This window comes from Nocardia carnea (assembly GCF_029869215.1).
GTDB classification, from domain to species: Bacteria; Actinomycetota; Actinomycetes; order Mycobacteriales; family Mycobacteriaceae; genus Nocardia; species Nocardia carnea_B.
This window is the reverse complement of record NZ_JARWPM010000370.1, coordinates 1-15,605: the sequence shown is the minus strand read 5'-3', so window position 1 is coordinate 15,605 and position 15,605 is coordinate 1. Positions and strand designations below refer to the sequence as shown.

At 67.3% G+C, this 15,605-nt stretch carries 16 protein-coding genes, 1 tRNA gene and 1 pseudogene; 10 read left to right on the top strand and 8 right to left on the bottom strand.

What is annotated here, in order from left to right:
- The first annotated feature begins 84 nt into the window (after positions 1–84).
- Positions 85–681: a TetR/AcrR family transcriptional regulator gene (locus QH276_RS26495; RefSeq protein WP_280397331.1), complete on the top strand. Its 597-nt coding sequence runs from the start codon at positions 85–87 to the stop codon at positions 679–681.
- A gap of 12 nt (positions 682–693) precedes the next feature.
- Here the strand turns inward: QH276_RS26495 and dcd are convergent, their stop codons facing one another.
- Positions 694–1,266 carry a dCTP deaminase gene (dcd, locus tag QH276_RS26490; protein WP_280397332.1) on the bottom strand — a complete coding sequence of 191 codons (573 nt, stop codon included), beginning with the start codon at positions 1,264–1,266 and terminating at the stop codon, positions 694–696.
- Between the two features lie 148 nt (positions 1,267–1,414).
- Between dcd and QH276_RS26485 the strand changes: the two genes are divergently transcribed.
- The gene (locus QH276_RS26485; RefSeq protein WP_280397333.1) at positions 1,415–1,792 is read left to right on the top strand and encodes a VOC family protein; all 378 of its coding nucleotides are present in this window, start codon (positions 1,415–1,417) and stop codon (positions 1,790–1,792) included.
- 95 nt (positions 1,793–1,887) lie between these two features.
- Positions 1,888–1,961: transfer RNA gene (locus QH276_RS26480), tRNA-Gly, on the top strand.
- Positions 1,962–2,679: 718 nt separating this feature from the next.
- Here the strand turns inward: QH276_RS26480 and QH276_RS26475 are convergent.
- Positions 2,680–3,843: a helix-turn-helix domain-containing protein gene (locus tag QH276_RS26475; RefSeq protein WP_280397334.1), complete on the bottom strand. Its 1,164-nt coding sequence runs from the start codon at positions 3,841–3,843 to the stop codon at positions 2,680–2,682.
- A 243-nt stretch (positions 3,844–4,086) separates the two neighbouring features.
- Between QH276_RS26475 and QH276_RS26470 the strand changes: the two genes are divergently transcribed.
- From QH276_RS26470 to QH276_RS26460, 3 genes are all read left to right on the top strand, one after another.
- Positions 4,087–4,296 carry a hypothetical protein gene (locus tag QH276_RS26470; protein WP_280397335.1) on the top strand — a complete coding sequence of 70 codons (210 nt, stop codon included), beginning with the start codon at positions 4,087–4,089 and terminating at the stop codon, positions 4,294–4,296.
- Positions 4,286–4,594, top strand: coding sequence for a hypothetical protein (locus tag QH276_RS26465; RefSeq protein WP_280397336.1), 309 nt, complete (start codon positions 4,286–4,288; stop codon positions 4,592–4,594). The genes QH276_RS26470 and QH276_RS26465 overlap by 11 nt, the downstream gene beginning before the upstream one ends.
- A 163-nt stretch (positions 4,595–4,757) precedes the next feature.
- On the top strand, positions 4,758–4,901 hold the full coding sequence (locus QH276_RS26460) for a hypothetical protein (RefSeq protein WP_280397337.1): 144 nt from the start codon (positions 4,758–4,760) through the stop codon (positions 4,899–4,901).
- An 8-nt stretch (positions 4,902–4,909) separates the two neighbouring features.
- On the opposite strand, the gene QH276_RS26455 is transcribed toward QH276_RS26460, so the two are convergent.
- The 3 genes and pseudogenes from QH276_RS26455 to QH276_RS26445 form a co-directional block, all read right to left on the bottom strand.
- Positions 4,910–5,407, bottom strand: coding sequence for a flavin reductase family protein (locus QH276_RS26455; protein WP_280397338.1), 498 nt, complete (start codon positions 5,405–5,407; stop codon positions 4,910–4,912).
- A gap of 10 nt (positions 5,408–5,417) precedes the next feature.
- Positions 5,418–5,925: pseudogene (locus QH276_RS26450) on the bottom strand (NADPH-dependent FMN reductase).
- Between the two features lie 418 nt (positions 5,926–6,343).
- Positions 6,344–6,676, bottom strand: coding sequence for a hypothetical protein (locus tag QH276_RS26445; RefSeq protein WP_280397339.1), 333 nt, complete (start codon positions 6,674–6,676; stop codon positions 6,344–6,346).
- 535 nt (positions 6,677–7,211) lie between these two features.
- Between QH276_RS26445 and QH276_RS26440 the strand changes: the two genes are divergently transcribed.
- Positions 7,212–7,994, top strand: a complete 783-nt coding sequence (locus QH276_RS26440) for an alpha/beta fold hydrolase (protein WP_280397340.1) — start codon at positions 7,212–7,214, stop codon at positions 7,992–7,994.
- A gap of 186 nt (positions 7,995–8,180) precedes the next feature.
- On the opposite strand, the gene QH276_RS26435 is transcribed toward QH276_RS26440, so the two are convergent.
- Entirely contained in the window at positions 8,181–8,945 is a 765-nt protein-coding gene (locus tag QH276_RS26435; protein WP_280397341.1) for a crotonase/enoyl-CoA hydratase family protein, read from the bottom strand.
- A complete protein-coding gene (locus QH276_RS26430) occupies positions 8,945–10,465 on the bottom strand; it encodes a thiolase C-terminal domain-containing protein (RefSeq protein ID WP_280397342.1) in 1,521 nt (506 codons plus the stop codon). Before QH276_RS26430 ends, QH276_RS26435 begins: the two co-directional genes overlap by 1 nt.
- Before the next feature lie 334 nt (positions 10,466–10,799).
- Between QH276_RS26430 and QH276_RS26425 the strand changes: the two genes are divergently transcribed.
- Both QH276_RS26425 and QH276_RS26420 read left to right on the top strand, forming a co-directional pair.
- Positions 10,800–11,882 (top strand): DUF4185 domain-containing protein, encoded by a 1,083-nt coding sequence (locus QH276_RS26425; protein WP_280397343.1) that lies wholly within the window; start codon positions 10,800–10,802, stop codon positions 11,880–11,882.
- Between the two features lie 70 nt (positions 11,883–11,952).
- Entirely contained in the window at positions 11,953–12,612 is a 660-nt protein-coding gene (locus tag QH276_RS26420; protein ID WP_280397344.1) for a class I SAM-dependent methyltransferase, read from the top strand.
- Between the two features lie 15 nt (positions 12,613–12,627).
- Here the strand turns inward: QH276_RS26420 and QH276_RS26415 are convergent, their stop codons facing one another.
- Positions 12,628–13,227, bottom strand: coding sequence for an alpha/beta hydrolase family protein (locus QH276_RS26415; protein WP_280397345.1), 600 nt, complete (start codon positions 13,225–13,227; stop codon positions 12,628–12,630).
- Positions 13,228–13,628: 401 nt separating this feature from the next.
- Between QH276_RS26415 and QH276_RS26410 the strand changes: the two genes are divergently transcribed.
- The gene (locus QH276_RS26410; protein ID WP_280397346.1) at positions 13,629–15,464 is read left to right on the top strand and encodes an acyl-CoA dehydrogenase; all 1,836 of its coding nucleotides are present in this window, start codon (positions 13,629–13,631) and stop codon (positions 15,462–15,464) included.
- Positions 15,465–15,605 lie beyond the last annotated feature (141 nt).

Below are 15,605 nucleotides of genomic sequence, written 5' to 3'. Positions count from 1 at the left end.
TCCTTCGCATCAAAGTGCCACACTGTGGCACTTGCGCTATTAGAGCACATGCGCAGTATGCGCGCACTTGCTAGACTGCGGTCGATGACCACCTCCGAACAGCCCGCCACCCTGCGCGAGCGCAAGAAACTGCGCACCCGGCAGGAGCTGGTGGATACCGCGCTGGCTCTGTTCGGCGAGCATGGTTTCGACAGCACGCCGCTCGACGCGCTCCTCGAGGCGGTGGAGGTGTCGAGACGGACGTTCTTCCGCAATTTCCGCTCGAAGGAAGATGTCGCGCTGACCGCCGTAACACAGCTCTGGAGCACCTATATCGAGGTACTGGACGAGACCGAGAAGTCCGGATTGCTCACCGACGTCTTCCGGGACACGATGCTGGCCACCCTCGACCGCATGGACGAGGACTGGTACCGGCGCTTTCCGCCCACGCTCCGGCTGATCGAGCAATCGCCCGCGCTGAACGGGCATTCCCTGCGACACTGCGCAGAGGTCCAGGAAAAGATCACACACCGGCTCGGCGACCCGCGCCGCCTCGAACTGCGGCTGCTCACCGAGTTCTGCGTGGCCACCTGGCGCTGCGCGCTGGACGAATGGCTACCGGCCTGCACCCCCGGAGAATTGCCCGGATGTGTGCGGCGCGCGTTCGCCACCATGGAGGACGGCATACGCCTGCAGGCGTGACTGCCGACCGCTTCAGCCCGGCAGGGGGAAGTTCAGATACGCCCGCGACGGCGTCGGCCCCCGCTGCCCCTGGTACTTGGAGCCGGCGCCGGCGCTGCCGTACGGGTTCTCCGCCGGGCTGGTCAGCCGGAACAGGCACAGCTGCCCGATCTTCATCCCCGGCCAGAGCGTGATGGGCAGATTCGCCACATTCGACAGCTCCAGGGTGATGTGCCCGCTGAACCCGGGGTCGATGAACCCGGCCGTCGAATGCGTGAGCAGGCCCAACCGGCCCAGGCTCGACTTACCCTCCAACCGGCCCGCGAGGTCGTCGGGCAGGCTGCACACCTCGAGCGTGGACCCGAGCACGAACTCGCCCGGATGCAGGACGAACGGCTCACCCGCGGCGGGCTCCACCAGGCTCGTCAGCTCGTCCTGGCGCTGCGCCGGGTCGATATGGGTGTAGCGGGTGTTGTTGAACACCCGGAACATCCGGTCCAGCCGCACGTCGATACTGGACGGCTGGACCAGGTTTTCCTCGAACGGTTCGAGCCCGAGCCGCCCGGCGGCGAACTCCGCCCGGATATCACGATCGGATAGCAGCACGCCACGAGCGTAGCGACCACCTTCCGGGCAGGTAGTGCCCGGTCCGGCAGCACCGTTTCCTGTCGCACCCACCGGGCACACTGCACCTGATGGACGCGGCCGGGGCGGCGCGTCCACGATTCCGCAGCTGCCAGCCAACGAGGAGGAAATGTCCGTGTCGGAAACCAGCACGCACACCCACCACGGCATCGACTACATCGAACTCACGGTCACCGATCTGGATGCCGCCAAGACCTTCTACCGGTCGGCGTTCGGCTGGGAATTCACCGACTACGGTCCCGAATACTCGGGAATCCACCGTTTCGACGGCAGCCCCGGCGAAGCCGGCGGCCTGGCACTCGGCACCGAGGTCCGCACCGGCGGCCCCCTCGTCCTGCTGTACTCCGAAGACCTCGACACCACCCTGCGCTCCGTCGGCGCCGCCGGCGGCACGGTCACCGAAGGCCCCTTCGACTTCCCCGGCGGCCGCCGCTTCCACTTCACCGACCCGAGCGGTAACCAGCTCGGCGTCTGGTCGGAAACCTGACCCGACCGGCCGACTTCCCCGAGCCCGGAATCCGCGAAAGATTTCGGCCTCGGGCCGGCCCTCTGCTAAGCTCGCCTTCGCGCCGTCAGGCGTACGCCGGTGTAGTTCAATGGCAGAATCTCTGCTTCCCAAGCAGATGGCGCGGGTTCGATTCCCGTCACCGGCTCCACCAAAAAGTCGCCCTAACCAGGGCGGATGCTTTTTTGCAGCGCGCAGACACAGGGCACTGCACCCCATCCTGTACCCGATGCGCTGAATCCCGTTCCGCCGCCGCCAGCTCGCCCATGTGATCGAACGCGTCGAACGTAACCACCGGACCAGCGAGCGCGGATGGACCGATTCGCGAGGACAAATATGTCCTCCATAAGGACAAATCTGTACACTCGGGATGTCACGCGAGTGATGCCGAGCGGGTGAGGCGCCGTTGCTGCGCCGCCCCACCCTGGTGGGTTAGTTAGACCGCCGAGTTCGGCGGACCACGATGAGCGCCCCGGCGATCACGGCAGCGATCGTAAACACGATGCCGTAATCGACCGGGGCCTTGCTCTTCTTCCGGCGATGTTTCGCCATCCCCACCACCTCCTCCCTGGGCGCGATGTCTGGACCCACGTCCACCGCCACTCGGCAGGAGGTTCCCGAACCCTACTGCAAACCAACAGTCGAACAGCAACGGCCACAACAGGATCGAGACCTGTTGCGCCGCCGCCCAGTGACCGTATTGCCGAACACCCCGGCACCGAAGCGACAAAGGCGCAGCAATGGACCATTTTCAGCCCGACGAGGAACCCGGTTGGGTGTAGTCAGGCGCCGGAGGTGAAGCCGAGACCTTATTGCGGTCCGGCAACTACACTGAGCGGCTTCCTATTTCGCGGACCGGAAGACAGTGCTCAGAGTTCGATGCCTGCCGCGTTGGCGAGCGTGCGTAGTTTGTCGCTCGCCCGCCGCTGCTGCCGTGCGGTTGTGCGAATGGCGTTCTTCACGGCCGAACTGGCGCGGAAGTGCTCTGGTGAAGCAATCCGCGATTCGAACAGCGCACCGATCGCGGCATCCGGGTCGCCGGCAAGTAGGTGTGCGCGTGCCGAATCGACCCAGAAATACCCTTGGCGCTCGGCCGCCATATCGGCCGGAAGCCGGGTGGCCTTCGCGATGGATACTGCCCGGCCGGGCTCGCCGAGGTCGACCTCGGCGCATAGTTGATACAGCCGGACATTCGTCGGGCCGACCGGACTGCCGTAAACCACTCGATCCCCGAACCCGGCGGCGAGCCGCTCGGCGGCCTCGAGGTGCCCGCGCGAGGTGTCGGCGTCCCCGGTCGCTGCCGCGATGGTCCCGGCGCGCATGTGCAGAATGCTGTGGACCGCCGCAGCGGTCACATCCTCTTCAACGAGCGGCTCGATGTCGGCAATCGACCGATTCAGGAGGCGGAGTGCGTGAACCGAGGCACCGACACGAGCGAGGGTCGCCGCCTTGACGTAGTGCGTTGTGGCCAAGAGCAGGGGGTCGCCTGATCGCGTCGCTGCCCATTCCATCCGCTCGGTCGCAGTGAGCGAGAGATCGGTGTATCCGAGTTTGTGGGCGACCGTGTTCGCGGCACGGTACGCGTCCGTCAACATCGCATAGGCCGGGCGGCCGGTCTCCTCGCCGGCGATCAGAAGAGCGTCGACGAGGTCCGGCAGCACCTCGGTGATCTTGCGATAGCGGGCGTCGATGCGCCAGCGCGCGACTCGCTGCGACAATCGCCGTAGCTCGTCCATGGGCGCGGGCTCGAGATCTGGATCGAGAAGGTCGGTGGCCGCGAGTGTTCTGCGCAGTACCGGCAGTACCTCGGAAAGCGCCTCGGGCTCGTCGTCCGCGTACAGCCGGGATGCGTCGATCTGTAATGCGTTGGCGATGGCGCCGATCCAGACCGTCGAAGCAGACGACGCTCCCGTCTCGACCTGCGCGAGCATGGAGCGGGATACGTTGGCACGGGAAGCCAACTGGTGTTGCGTGAGGCCCTTGGTCTTGCGCCACTGAGCAATTCGCTCGCCGACGGTCGCGCCCTTGGTCATGCCCAACGGTAACACGCACAGTTCGAACAATCGTCGAACATTCGGCCTATATCCGCTGCTTAACGTGATATTCACCCCGGCGCCGGGCGGGCCGAAGCAGGTAGTGCGGCACCCCCGGCCCATGTAGTGGTCATGGGTGAATACCACCCCGGCGCCGGGTGTCCGTTCATCGACACCTTGCTTGGGAGAGGGATAGACATGCGTGAGCAATCTGGGTCGGGCCGACCGGCTACCCATAGGGCAATGGCAGGGACCGTCGGACTCCTGGACACCGAGCCGTGTTCGGACCTGGAACTTCTCACGCGAGTTGCCGCAGGTATCCGCGCCCTGTCACCGGATGTAGTGCGCGGACTGCCGACATCCGAAGACCGAGACGCTGTCCGCCGAGAACTGGACCGCGCTGTCGAACGGTTGCGTTCCGCCGATATCGACGTGGTGCGGGATGGGGAGTAGGCGGGCGGTCGTGTTGCGCCGGGGGGATGGTGGCGGTGCGGAACTCGAGCGGCTGGTTCGGCTGCACGAACTCCGGGTCGTGTTCACCGCGATCACCGATACGGCCGTACCGCGACTGGCCGTGATGATCGCGGCCGGGCACGTGCTCGAACACGGTGCCGAAGTGGTTGTCGTACCCCACCTCACCGCGGTGGACGTATGGGCGGGACGGGAGTGGCATGCGCTGGCCGAGATCGCCGAGGTGATCGGCGCCGATGGTGTGGTGCTCGACGGAGGTAGCGATTCCACCCGCCGGTAGACAGGCCGCCGAAGTGGCCGCATACGCCGCGGAGCGCGCGTCAGTGGTGCTCATCGACGTGAACAAGACCGGTTGCTCAGCTGATTCCGGGACTACACGGCGCGATCGCCGGAACCTCGTGTTGCGGCGTCGCGCGGTGATGGTCCGGGGTTACGGTGGCGCAATGTTGAGCGGTCTGCGGGCGAAAGGCGTGACGGTTTCGACCGAGGTCGCCGACCAGGGGTGGGGGTTGCCGGCCGCGATCGAAATGCCGGACGGGAGTGAGCTGCCCATCTATCAGCCGAAACATCCGTCGCCGCCGCGGTGAGTTACCGCTCAGCCGGCACGTAGGAGACGGAATCGGGACCCGTGGAAGACCAGAGGTTCCCGGCCCGGGTGGATCGCCAGGCGGTGGATGCGCAGGATTACCACGGTGTGGTCGCCGGCGGGGACGTGCGCCTCGGGGGTGCCTTCGATCCAGACCGAGGCGCCGTGGATGAACACGGCTTCCCCGGTACCGTCGTGCACCTCGAGACCGCGGAAACGGTCGCCGTCGCGGGATGCGAGGGAGCGGGCCGCGTCCTGCTGGTCGGTGCCGAGCAGGCTCAGACCGAGATGGCTCGCGTGCACCAGGCGGGTCCATGTCGACGAGGTGTTCTGGATGCAGAACGACACCAGCGGCGGATCCAGGGAAACCGGGACGAAGGTGCTCACCGCGAGGCCGTCGGGTTTCCCGTCGATCCGGGCGCAGACGGCCACCACACCACTGGGGAAATTGGCGAACGCGCGGCGCAGACCGGTGCCGTCGGCGGGAGTTTCGAAGAGCTCGTTCATGATTCGACCCTCATTTCGCGGAAGTAACCGTCGACAACGCCTGTACCACCGGCCGCCAGCGGTCGGCGTAGGCGGTGATCACCCCGTCCTCGCCGAAGGTGCGGTCGGACAGATAGAGCCCGGGTAGGGCGGTGGTGGCGCCCAACTCGACCAGGACCGGTTTGAGCAGGAGGTCCGGGGCGAGGGCGTGGGCGGGTCCCGCACCCAGCATCAGGGGAACCGCCACGACACCGGCCAGGCCGGTACCGCCGTCGGGACTGTTCCAGGAACAGTTTCAGCAGACCGGTGTAGGTCGCCTTGAAGGTAGGGCTGGCGAAAATCACCAACTCCGCACCGGCAACGGTCCGCGCGGCAGCGGCGACCGCCGGATCACCCCAGCCGAGCAGACCCGGCCCGAGATCGACCAGGTCGATCACGGCCGGCTCGGTATCCGGGCGCAGGGCCGCGGCGAGCGCGACACCCGCGGACACGGTGCGCGAGGCCGGTTTCGGGTTCCCGACCACCACGGTGACGGTCACGTCGGCGCCTCCTGCCCCGGCCGCTGCCGGAATCGATGCTGCTGTGCATTCAGTTCAGCATCCGGACCCGCCCGCGGGCCAGGGTTGGGATCGAGGCGATCGGAACAGGAACCCCAAAGTCGTCGGCACAGGACCCGCGACAACCGGCCGAACAGCAACGCACCGCACAGAACCAACCGACCGCCGTGCCGGGTGCCGGGTGCCGGGTGCCGGGTGCCGGGTGCCGGGTGCCGGGTGCCGGGTGCCGGGTGCCGGGTGCCGGGAAGATCGTCGCGCCGGTGGCGGGCGAGGCGGCGGATTCGGTGCCGAAGACCGTCACCAGCCGAGCTACGGCGGCGCCGGCGACGTGCACGCTCCCGGCACCTGGTGTTACTCAGACCGGAAACGTACGCCGGCGCCCGGCGGCAGCCGCGGCCGACTACCCGCTCTTACCGAGGCATTCGCTGACGATCTTGTTGGTCGCCGCGCGTGCCTTGTCGGCATCCTCCTGGCTCATACCCAGGGTCTCCGGATCGGCCATCCGGGTATCGAATTCATCGCTGACCATGGTCTGCAGGCCGTCTTGGGAGATGCCTTCCGAGATGTACAGCTTGGCGGCACAGTCGGCGAAGGCGGGATCCTGGAGGCCTTTCTCCTGCAGGGATTTCGACAGGTCCGCCTCGGTGATCGCGGGCGCGGATTCGGTATCGCTACCGCAGGCCGCCAGCAGCGGCAGAATGACTAGGGTCGCGGCAAAAAGGGTCTTCCGCACCGGGTTCCTCTCTCAGATGTATCACCTGGGCGCCGCGGGATCGCGGGGATGTCCGCGACCACCGGTACGACGCCCACGCATGTGTGTAGTCGCAGTCACACTCGTGCCGCAACTCGGGCAACGATATTTCGAGATGGCTCACACCTGATATCCGCGCAGGTCCGGCGCGGGCATCCGGAGCTATCGCCCGGTGTGTCCGAAGCCGCGGCACGAGCAGCCACGCCGGAAGCGACATTCACAATGATGCGTCTCATATCGGCGCATCACCCGGCCCGGCCGGCACCTGTCAGGGCCTCTTGCGCCGGTCGCAGTGGTATTCACCGGCGCCTGGGTCGTCCCGGCGCGACGGTGATGCACCGGATGCCGGTCAGGTACTTGCCCCGGGGTAGGTTCACCGACTCGCTATCCGGATGGCCGGCCGACGCGGCGGATGAGGTCCGGCCCACCAGTGGCGCACTCGGCCGGTATCCAACTGATGTCCCCTGCCTGCTGTTAGTGTGATCCCGCCATACATGTCTCGATCGGAGCGCTGACCATGACGGTCCTCAATCACCACCGGGAAGGTCGCGGCGAACCCCTGGTCCTGGTGCACGGTGTCGGTAGCCGCTGGCAGGTCTGGGAACCGATCATCGGAACACTCGCCGACCATTTCGATGTGATCGCGGTGGACCTCCCCGGCTTCGGCGGGTCCGCACCGCTGCCACGCACCACGGTGGACACGCTGACCGACGCCCTCGCCGGCTTCCTGGCCGACCAAGGCCTCGACCGGCCCCACCTCGCCGGGAACTCCATGGGCGGCGGTATCTCCCTGAACCTCGGCGCCCGCGGCCTGGCCCGCTCCGTGACAGCCTTCTCCCCGATCTTCTTCTGGGACAAGCCCGGGCGGATCTGGTGTCAGCAGTCGCTGGGACAATCCAAGAAGCTCGGCCGCCTGCTGGGCCCGGCCATGCCGAAGGTGCTCGGCACCCCGGCCGGCCGGACCATGTTCCTGAGCCTGGTCTTCGGAAAACCCTGGGCCGTCGACGCGCAGACCGCCCTGGATACCGCCAACGGGGCGGTGAACTCGCTGGGTTTCTCCCCCGCCTTGGATTCGTTCACCGACGCGAAGCTCGCCGACCCGGCCGCGCTGGCGGATCTCCCGGTGACGATCGCCTGGGGTAACCGCGACATCCTGCTCACCTACAAAACCCAGAGCCGGCGGGCCCGCGAAGTACTCCCGCATGCCCGGCACATCACACTCGAGGGCAGCGGACATACCCCGTTCTACGACGACCCGGCCGCCTGCGCCCGCGTCATTCTCGAACAGTCACCCTCGTAACAGAGCTGTCTCGCCGACAGCTCCGGGGCACCCGGACCGCACCTGTTCCGACTCCGCGTCGGCGGACCGAGGCCCGAACGGCTCACCGTCGCCCTGACCGCGTCCGCCTGATCCGATCAGCCGACCCCGGCCACACCAGCGATGGTCAGGGGCCGGGCCGTATCTCAGGCCCAGCGAACCGCCTGCTCAGCGACCTTGCCAGACCGGGTCGCGCTTTTCCGCGAACGCCAGTGCGCCTTCCGCGGCGTCCTTGGACACCAATGCGGGAAGCGCGATTTCGCCCTGTTTGGCAAAACCTTCGGCGGTGCTCCAGTCGGGGGTCTCGTCGATGATCCGCTTACTGGCCGCCACCGCCAGCGGAGCCGCGGCCGCGATCTCGCCGGCCAGCTCCAGCGCGACCTCCAGCGCCTCACCGTGCTCGGTGACCCGGTTGACCAGACCCAGCTGATACAGCCGTTCCGCACTGATCCGGCCCCCGGTCAGCGCCAGTTCGGCCGCGATACTGCGCGGCAGGCGCTGGGTGAGCCGCATGACCCCACCGGCGGCGGCCACGAGTCCGCGTTTCACCTCGGGAATTCCGAATTTCGCGTCCCGCGCGGCGACGATCAGGTCACCGGCGAGGGCCAGTTCGAAACCACCGGCCAGTGCGAAACCCTCGACCGCCGAAACCATCGGCTTCACCGGCGGTTTCGCGGCGATCCCGAGCGGGCCGCGCCGTTCGGTCACCGGTACCTCGCCGCGGGTCATGCCGATGAGATCCATACCGGCGCTGAAGGTCCCGTCGGCGCCGGTGAGCACCAGCACACGGGCCGAATCATCGGCTTCGAACTCGTCGAGCGCGGCCTCGATCGCCTTCGCCGTGGCCAGGTCGATGGCGTTACGCGCCGCCGGCCGGTTGATGGTGAGCACGGTGATCGCATCACACCGCTCCAGGAGCACGGTGTCGGTCATCAGGCTGTCCTCTCGCTACGCAGGATGAAACGGTCGGCGGCAGTGATTTCGATGGCGGCACCGAGCCGGTCGCCGGCGGTGCAGGCGGCAATGGTTTCACTGTCGGTCGCCCGGACAAGTATGCGGGCACCCGCCGGATTCAAGGCGCTCACCACCACGGATTCGGCTTCGTCGCCCGCGCTGCCCTTGCGGTGCGGCACGGTGTAGGCCTCGATCACCGCCGGACCCGTGTATCCCGGTGCGGTGTCGCGGCGCGCCTGCGGGACTTCGGCTTCCACCGGACGGAACGGTTGGGCCGGCGGTTTCGCCGAGTACACGCCCACTCCGTGTTTGGTGATGTACCAGCCGAGGGCGGTGGTGAGCCCGTAGTCGCCGGGATTGCGCCGCAGGATCTGGGCCATGGTGGCGATGCCGTGGGTGCTGTAGTTGTTGCCCGGTCCGCCGCCGAAGGTCAGGCCGCCGGTGACGGTGAGCGGGCGGGCCGGGTCGTCGATCGGCAGGCCGAGCGCCGCCGCGCCCACCTGGACGGCCACCGGGAAGCACGAATACAGGTCGATATGGGCGATATCGTCGATTCCGATACCCGCACCGGCGAGCGCCGCCCGGCCGGCCGCGGCGATCGCCGGGGACGCCGCCATATCGGTGCGTTCGGAGACGTACCAGGTCTCGGTGGCGGTGGCGCCGCCGTGCGGGAAGACCCACAGCTCCCGGGGTACTCCCGCCGCGTCCGCCGCCGCGGCACTGCACAGGATGAGACCCGCCCCTTGGTCGACGGTCAGGTTCGCCATCAGCAGCTTCGGGTACGGGGTGGAAACCATCCGGTTGTCGGGGCCGGTGGTGACGAGTTCGGCGACGCTGCGTTCGGTGGGTAGCCACGCATAGGGGTTGCGGGCGGCCACCTCGGAGAACCGGGACCAGAGCCCGCCGATGCGGGCGAGGTGGGTGGCCTCGTCGAGCCCGAGCCGGTTGCGCATGGCCGATTCCATCAGCGCGTACATATAGATCGGGCCCCACAGGCCGGCGCCGGTCTCCATCTCGGTATTCGGCGCGGCGTCGGCGCCGATGATCTCGTCCGGCGCGGCGTTCTCGTCCTGCACCGGCCAGCCCGGATCGGTACCGGACCGTTTGGCGGCGGTCCACGAGGCCACCGACTCCGCGCCGCAGAGCAGCGCGATATCGGCCTTGCCCTCGGCGATCTGCCGGCCCAGCAGGTTGAGCAGGCGCTGCGGCGCGTCACCGCCGTAGGGGGCCGACTGCCAGGTGCGTTTGGGGCTCGCACCGAGCTCGGCCGCCACCAGGGCGGCCATATCGGGGTAGGTGCTGGTCACCGTCGCGACCGACGCGACCACATCGGCCGAACGCAGCAGGGCATCACCCGTTCCGCTGTCGGCCCCCGCCCGGCGCAACGACTCGGCCGCCAGTTCGACCGGCCCCGGCAGACCCGGTTCACCGGACCGGTGCACGATCTGACCGACTCCGACGAGCACCGGTGTGCGCGGGTCCATTCCGGCTGGCAGCATACGTCCTCCGCTTCCTCGCTGAAGTAACCCGCTGAAATGCGCGGTTAACTTCTCGATTAGACCATGGAGCGGTCTACGGCGCCCGCGGACAGTTACCCGGCCGGTGTCGTTCCTGGTGACAAATCAGCAACAACTCCGGTCGCAAGCATGACACCTTCACAGAACCGTTGCTCATTACCTCTGAACAGGGCATATCCACTGCTAACATGACCGCGATCTGCCAGCCAGTCGAATCGACCCGTGTATCAGATCCCGAGATTCCCCCGTATTTCCGCGGCGATATTCGACGCAACCCGGAGGTCCGACGGACTTGAAAAGAACCGGATCCATACTGATGTCTTTGCTGGCGGGCGCATCGGCCGCAATCCTCGCGGCCACCGCACCGGCCACGGCGAATCCCAACGCCATCAACCCTATTCCCGTGCTGAACGGCACCACCGGGCTCCCGCAGTTGCACGGGGCCACCCGGGCGGTTTTCCAGGTGACCGGTATGGCCAGCCCGAACGGCACCCACAACTACAACATGCTCGGTACCGACCTGGGCATCATGTGGGACAACGGGCACGGTGAAATGCTCACCGCGTTCGGCGATACCGCGGGCGTCGGATTCCCCAACCTGCTGTCCGGCAGCATGTGGGCGTGGCGCAGCAATGTGCTGGTCCGCAGCCATACCCGCGATCCCCGGCACGGTATCTACTTCGACAGTGTGGTTCGCGATGTCTTCGGCCAGGCCCGTGATCTGATCCCCAGCCCGAAAATCCCCTTCCTGGAGATCAGCCGGATCCCCACCGCCGGTATCTCGGTGAACGGCGTCCAATACATGAGCCTGATGTCGGTGAAAACCTGGGACACCCCGGGAGAATGGACAACCAATTACTCGGGGCTGGCCGCATCCGCCGACAACGGCGAAACCTGGGCCGACCTCACTTTCACCCGCCGGCCCAATGAGGGCGGTAATCGCAATTTCCAGATGAATGCCTTCGTCAAGGACGGCGGATTCGTATACGTCTACGGAACGGCCTCGGGCCGAGATAATGCCGCCTACGTCTCCCGGGTCCGCGAAGCGGATATCCAGAATCTGGGCGCCTACGAATACTGGGACGGCGGCGCCTGGAAACACGGCGACGTGAATGCCGCCCGGCCGATCATGCACGGGGTCGGCGAATTGTCGGTGATGTGGAACGACTATCTGGGACAATATGTTTCATTGACCACCGATCCGTTCAATTCCGTGGTCATGCGTACGGCCCCCGCCCCGCAAGGCCCGTGGAGCCCGCCCCGGGTGCTGATCGACACCCGGGAACTCCCGACCGCCTACGCCCCGTCGCTCTTCCCGTACCAGACCGGCAGCGACCTGTACTTCCTCACCACCGTCCACAACCAGTACAACGTCGTCCTGATGCGCACGCGCCTGTAGGTCCGGCGGCGGCGCGAGGGCTTCGCGAACTCGACGTCGCCGCCCGGCACACCGCCCATACACTTGCGGTATGGACGCGGCGGAGTGGGATGCGCGGTACGTGCAGAGCGAACTGGTGTGGGGCGCACCGCCGAACAACACGGTGGTGGAGTTCGTGCACGGGCTGGACCGGCGGGTACCGCGCCTGCCGGGTCCGGACGGCGAAATACCCGAATTCCCCCGCGCGCTGGATCTGGCCTGCGGAGAGGGGCGCAACGCGTTGTGGCTGGCCACGCACGGCTGGCAGGTGCACGCGGTGGATTTCTCCCAGGTCGGGGTCGATAAGGGGCGCACCGTCGCGACCCGGCTCACCCGCTCGATCCGGGAGCGGATCACCTGGCAGTGCGCCGATCTGACCGAGCCGGGGGTGGATATCGGGGGTCCGTACGAGCTGGTCCTGATGGTGTTCCTGCATCTCCCGGCGGGACAGCGCCGGGAGATGGTGCGGCGGGCGGCGAACCTGCTCAACCCCGGCGGGATGCTGCTGGTCCTGGGCCACGACAGCGCGAATCCCGAACGGGGGTACGGCGGCCCGCAGGATCCGGCAATCCTGTTCACGCCCGGCGATGTGGTCGCCGACCTGGGCGACGACAGCGGTATGCAGATCGATACCGCCCAGCAGGTGCTGCGGCCGACCGAGAACGGGGACGCGATCGACGCCCTCGTAGTCGCCACCAAAGCTGCCGTGTAGCACGAACCGCAGTTCTCAGCCGCCCCAGCGCCGGAACCAGGGGGCGAGTGTTTCGGCGATCGTGTCGAATCCTTTGGTGAACGAATGCGCCTGGCCGGGAATCACCCGGACCTCCGCCGCGTCCGCAGGGTCCGGTGTTCCGAACGGGTCACTACCGCCGTTGATCACCACGACGTCGGTGGGCGCCGCCGCAAGCAGTTCGTCGCGCCGGGACTTCTCGGGTTTCCCGGGCGGATGCAGCGGGAAGGACACCGCCACGATTCCACGGGCGCCGAGTTCACCGGCCGTCCGGCAGGCCACCCGCGCCCCGTTGCTGCGCCCACCCTGCACCAGCGGCAGCTCGGATCCGAGTTCGGTGCGCAGTGCGGTGACCAGTTCGATCCACGCTTTGTCCTGTGGTTCCGGTTTGCCCGGAGCGCGCCGCCCGGCCACCCGGTAGGGCTGCAGAACGCGGGCCACCACCCCGCCCGCGGCCAGCGCGGTATCGCGGACGGCCAGGATGTCCCGGCTGTCCACGCCGCCACCGGCGCCGTGGGTGAAGACCAGCAGGAACGCGGGGTCGTCCGGGTGGTCGATCTCGGCCTCGGCGGGGCCGGCGCTCGTCTCGATCCGCACACCTCACCCTAACGAGTCCGGGATCGGGTCCGCCGCACTCGGGGCCCGGGCGTCGCCCCGGCACAGGCTGCACACAAACCGCTGATGAGAGGCGGTTCAGGCGGCCATAGAAGCGGCGGATATCACCGCCTGTAATGGGGCACCCGGCGCCGGAGACGCGACCGTGATCAGGCCCGCCGACCCCGTGCAGCTGCCCATTTCCGCAGGTCACCGGGCCGCAGCCTGTTCCGCGCGTCACATTGCCGCGCAAGCCTTTGCCGACTGCCTTACCCGTCGGTAATATAGTAGGTAAGTTACCCGCGAGTAGCCTGCCGCTTTCCGGTAGCTACCCGGTGGCAACAACGGGCGGGAACGGCTGTAGACACCGACCGCACCCGACTCAACGGAGAGTGAGTATCACAATGGGTCATTACAAGAGCAACGTCCGCGACCTGGAGTTCAACCTCTTCGAGGTCCTCGGACTGGGCAGCATCCTCGAGTCCGGCGCCTACGGTGACCTGGACACCGACACCGTCAAGGAGATGCTCAACGAGGTGCGGCGCCTGGCCGAAGGCCCGCTGGGCGAATCCTTCGCCGATGCCGACCGCAACCCGCCGGTCTTCGATCCGGAAACCCATACGGTCACCCTCCCCGAGTCGTTCAAGAAGAGCTACCGGACCCTGCAGGAAGGCGGCTGGGACACCTTCTCCGTCGACCCCGAACTGGGTGGTATCGAGGTCCCGCGCGCCGCCTACTGGGCCATCGCCGAGCTGATCCTGGGCGCGCAGCCCGCCGCCTTCATGTACGCGGCCGGCCCCGGGTTCGCCAATATCTTCTACAACAACGCCACCGAAGAGCAGAAGAAGTGGGCCAAGATCGCCGTCGAGCAGGGCTGGGGCGCCACCATGGTGCTCACCGAGCCCGACGCCGGCTCCGATGTGGGCGCGGGCCGCACCAAGGCGGTCCGGCAGGAGGACGGCTCCTGGCATATCGAGGGCGTGAAACGCTTCATCACCTCGGCCGATTCCGACGACCTCTTCCCGAACATCATGCACCTGGTGCTGGCCCGGCCCGAGGGCGCCGGCCCCGGCACCAAGGGCCTTTCGCTGTTCTTCGTACCGAAGTTCCACTTCGACCACGAAACCGGCGAACTGGGCGAGCGCAACGGCGTTTTCGTCACCAACGTCGAGCACAAGATGGGCCTGAAGGTTTCGGCCACCTGTGAGGTCACTTTCGGTGGCCACGGCATCCCGGCCAAGGGCTGGCTCGTGGGCGAGGTGCATCAGGGCATCGCGCAGATGTTCGAGGTCATCGAGCACGCGCGGATGATGGTGGGTACCAAGGCCATCGCGACCCTGTCCACCGGCTACCTCAACGCGCTCGACTACGCCAAGCAGCGCGTGCAGGGTGCCGACCTGACCCAGATGGCGGACAAGACCGCGCCGCGGGTCACCATCACCCACCACCCGGACGTCCGGCGCAGCCTGGCCACCCAGAAGGCCTACGCCGAGGGCCTGCGTGCGGTGTACCTGTACACGGCCGCGCACCAGGACGCCGATGTCGCCGCGGCCGTCTCCGGTGCCGACGCCGATACCGCGGCCCGGGTCAACGATCTGCTGCTGCCGATCGTGAAGGGTGTGGGCTCCGAGCGTGCCTACCAGTACCTGACCGAATCGCTGCAGACCCTGGGCGGCTCCGGCTTCCTGCAGGACTACCCGATCGAGCAGTACATCCGCGACGCCAAGATCGACTCGCTGTACGAGGGCACCACCGCCATCCAGGCGCAGGACTTCTTCTTCCGCAAGATCGCCCGGGACCGCGGGGTCGCGCTGGCCCATGTGGCCGGCCAGATCCAGAAGTTCATCGACTCGGAGGCGGGCAACGGCCGGCTCAAGGCCGAGCGCAAACTGCTGGCTACCGCGCTCGAGGATGTCCAGGCCATGGCCGCCACCCTCACCGGCCACCTGATGGCCGCGCAGGAGCAGACCGACGAGCTGTACAAGGTGGGCCTGGGCTCGGTGCGCTTCCTGCTCTCGGTGGGCGATCTGCTGATCGGCTGGCAGCTGCTGCGCCAGGCCGAGGTGGCCGGGGCAGCGCTGGACGCCGGCGCCGAGGGTGCGGACAAGGCCTTCTACCAGGGCAAGGTGGGCGTCGCGCAGTTCTTCGCCCGCAATATCCTGCCGGAGCTGACCGCCACCCGCACCATCCTGTCGAACCTCGACAACGACATCATGGAGCTGGACGAAGCGGCGTTCTGATCCGCTGATCCACTCTTCCCGGGGGGGCCGGGTAATTAAGGGCGCCCCGGTTTTTTACGGGCCCCGGGGGGGGGGCGCGGGGCCCCCCACCCACCCCCCGGAAAAACAAGACGGGAATTAATGAGAGTATTTATGGACGGC

What these genes read in the sequence shown, in the direction of transcription:
- QH276_RS26495 (WP_280397331.1), top strand. Translation starts at nt 85, where the DNA reads ATGACCACCTCCGAACAGCCCGCCACCCTGCGCGAGCGCAAGAAACTG.
- QH276_RS26485 (WP_280397333.1), top strand. Translation starts at nt 1,415, where the DNA reads ATGTCCGTGTCGGAAACCAGCACGCACACCCACCACGGCATCGACTAC.
- QH276_RS26475 (WP_280397334.1), bottom strand. Translation starts at nt 3,843, where the DNA reads ATGACCAAGGGCGCGACCGTCGGCGAGCGAATTGCTCAGTGGCGCAAG.
- QH276_RS26470 (WP_280397335.1), top strand. Translation starts at nt 4,087, where the DNA reads ATGGCAGGGACCGTCGGACTCCTGGACACCGAGCCGTGTTCGGACCTG.
- QH276_RS26465 (WP_280397336.1), top strand. Translation starts at nt 4,286, where the DNA reads ATGGGGAGTAGGCGGGCGGTCGTGTTGCGCCGGGGGGATGGTGGCGGT.
- QH276_RS26460 (WP_280397337.1), top strand. Translation starts at nt 4,758, where the DNA reads ATGTTGAGCGGTCTGCGGGCGAAAGGCGTGACGGTTTCGACCGAGGTC.
- QH276_RS26455 (WP_280397338.1), bottom strand. Translation starts at nt 5,407, where the DNA reads ATGAACGAGCTCTTCGAAACTCCCGCCGACGGCACCGGTCTGCGCCGC.
- QH276_RS26440 (WP_280397340.1), top strand. Translation starts at nt 7,212, where the DNA reads ATGACGGTCCTCAATCACCACCGGGAAGGTCGCGGCGAACCCCTGGTC.
- QH276_RS26435 (WP_280397341.1), bottom strand. Translation starts at nt 8,945, where the DNA reads ATGACCGACACCGTGCTCCTGGAGCGGTGTGATGCGATCACCGTGCTC.
- QH276_RS26430 (WP_280397342.1), bottom strand. Translation starts at nt 10,465, where the DNA reads ATGCTGCCAGCCGGAATGGACCCGCGCACACCGGTGCTCGTCGGAGTC.
- QH276_RS26425 (WP_280397343.1), top strand. Translation starts at nt 10,800, where the DNA reads ATGTCTTTGCTGGCGGGCGCATCGGCCGCAATCCTCGCGGCCACCGCA.
- QH276_RS26420 (WP_280397344.1), top strand. Translation starts at nt 11,953, where the DNA reads ATGGACGCGGCGGAGTGGGATGCGCGGTACGTGCAGAGCGAACTGGTG.
- QH276_RS26410 (WP_280397346.1), top strand. Translation starts at nt 13,629, where the DNA reads ATGGGTCATTACAAGAGCAACGTCCGCGACCTGGAGTTCAACCTCTTC.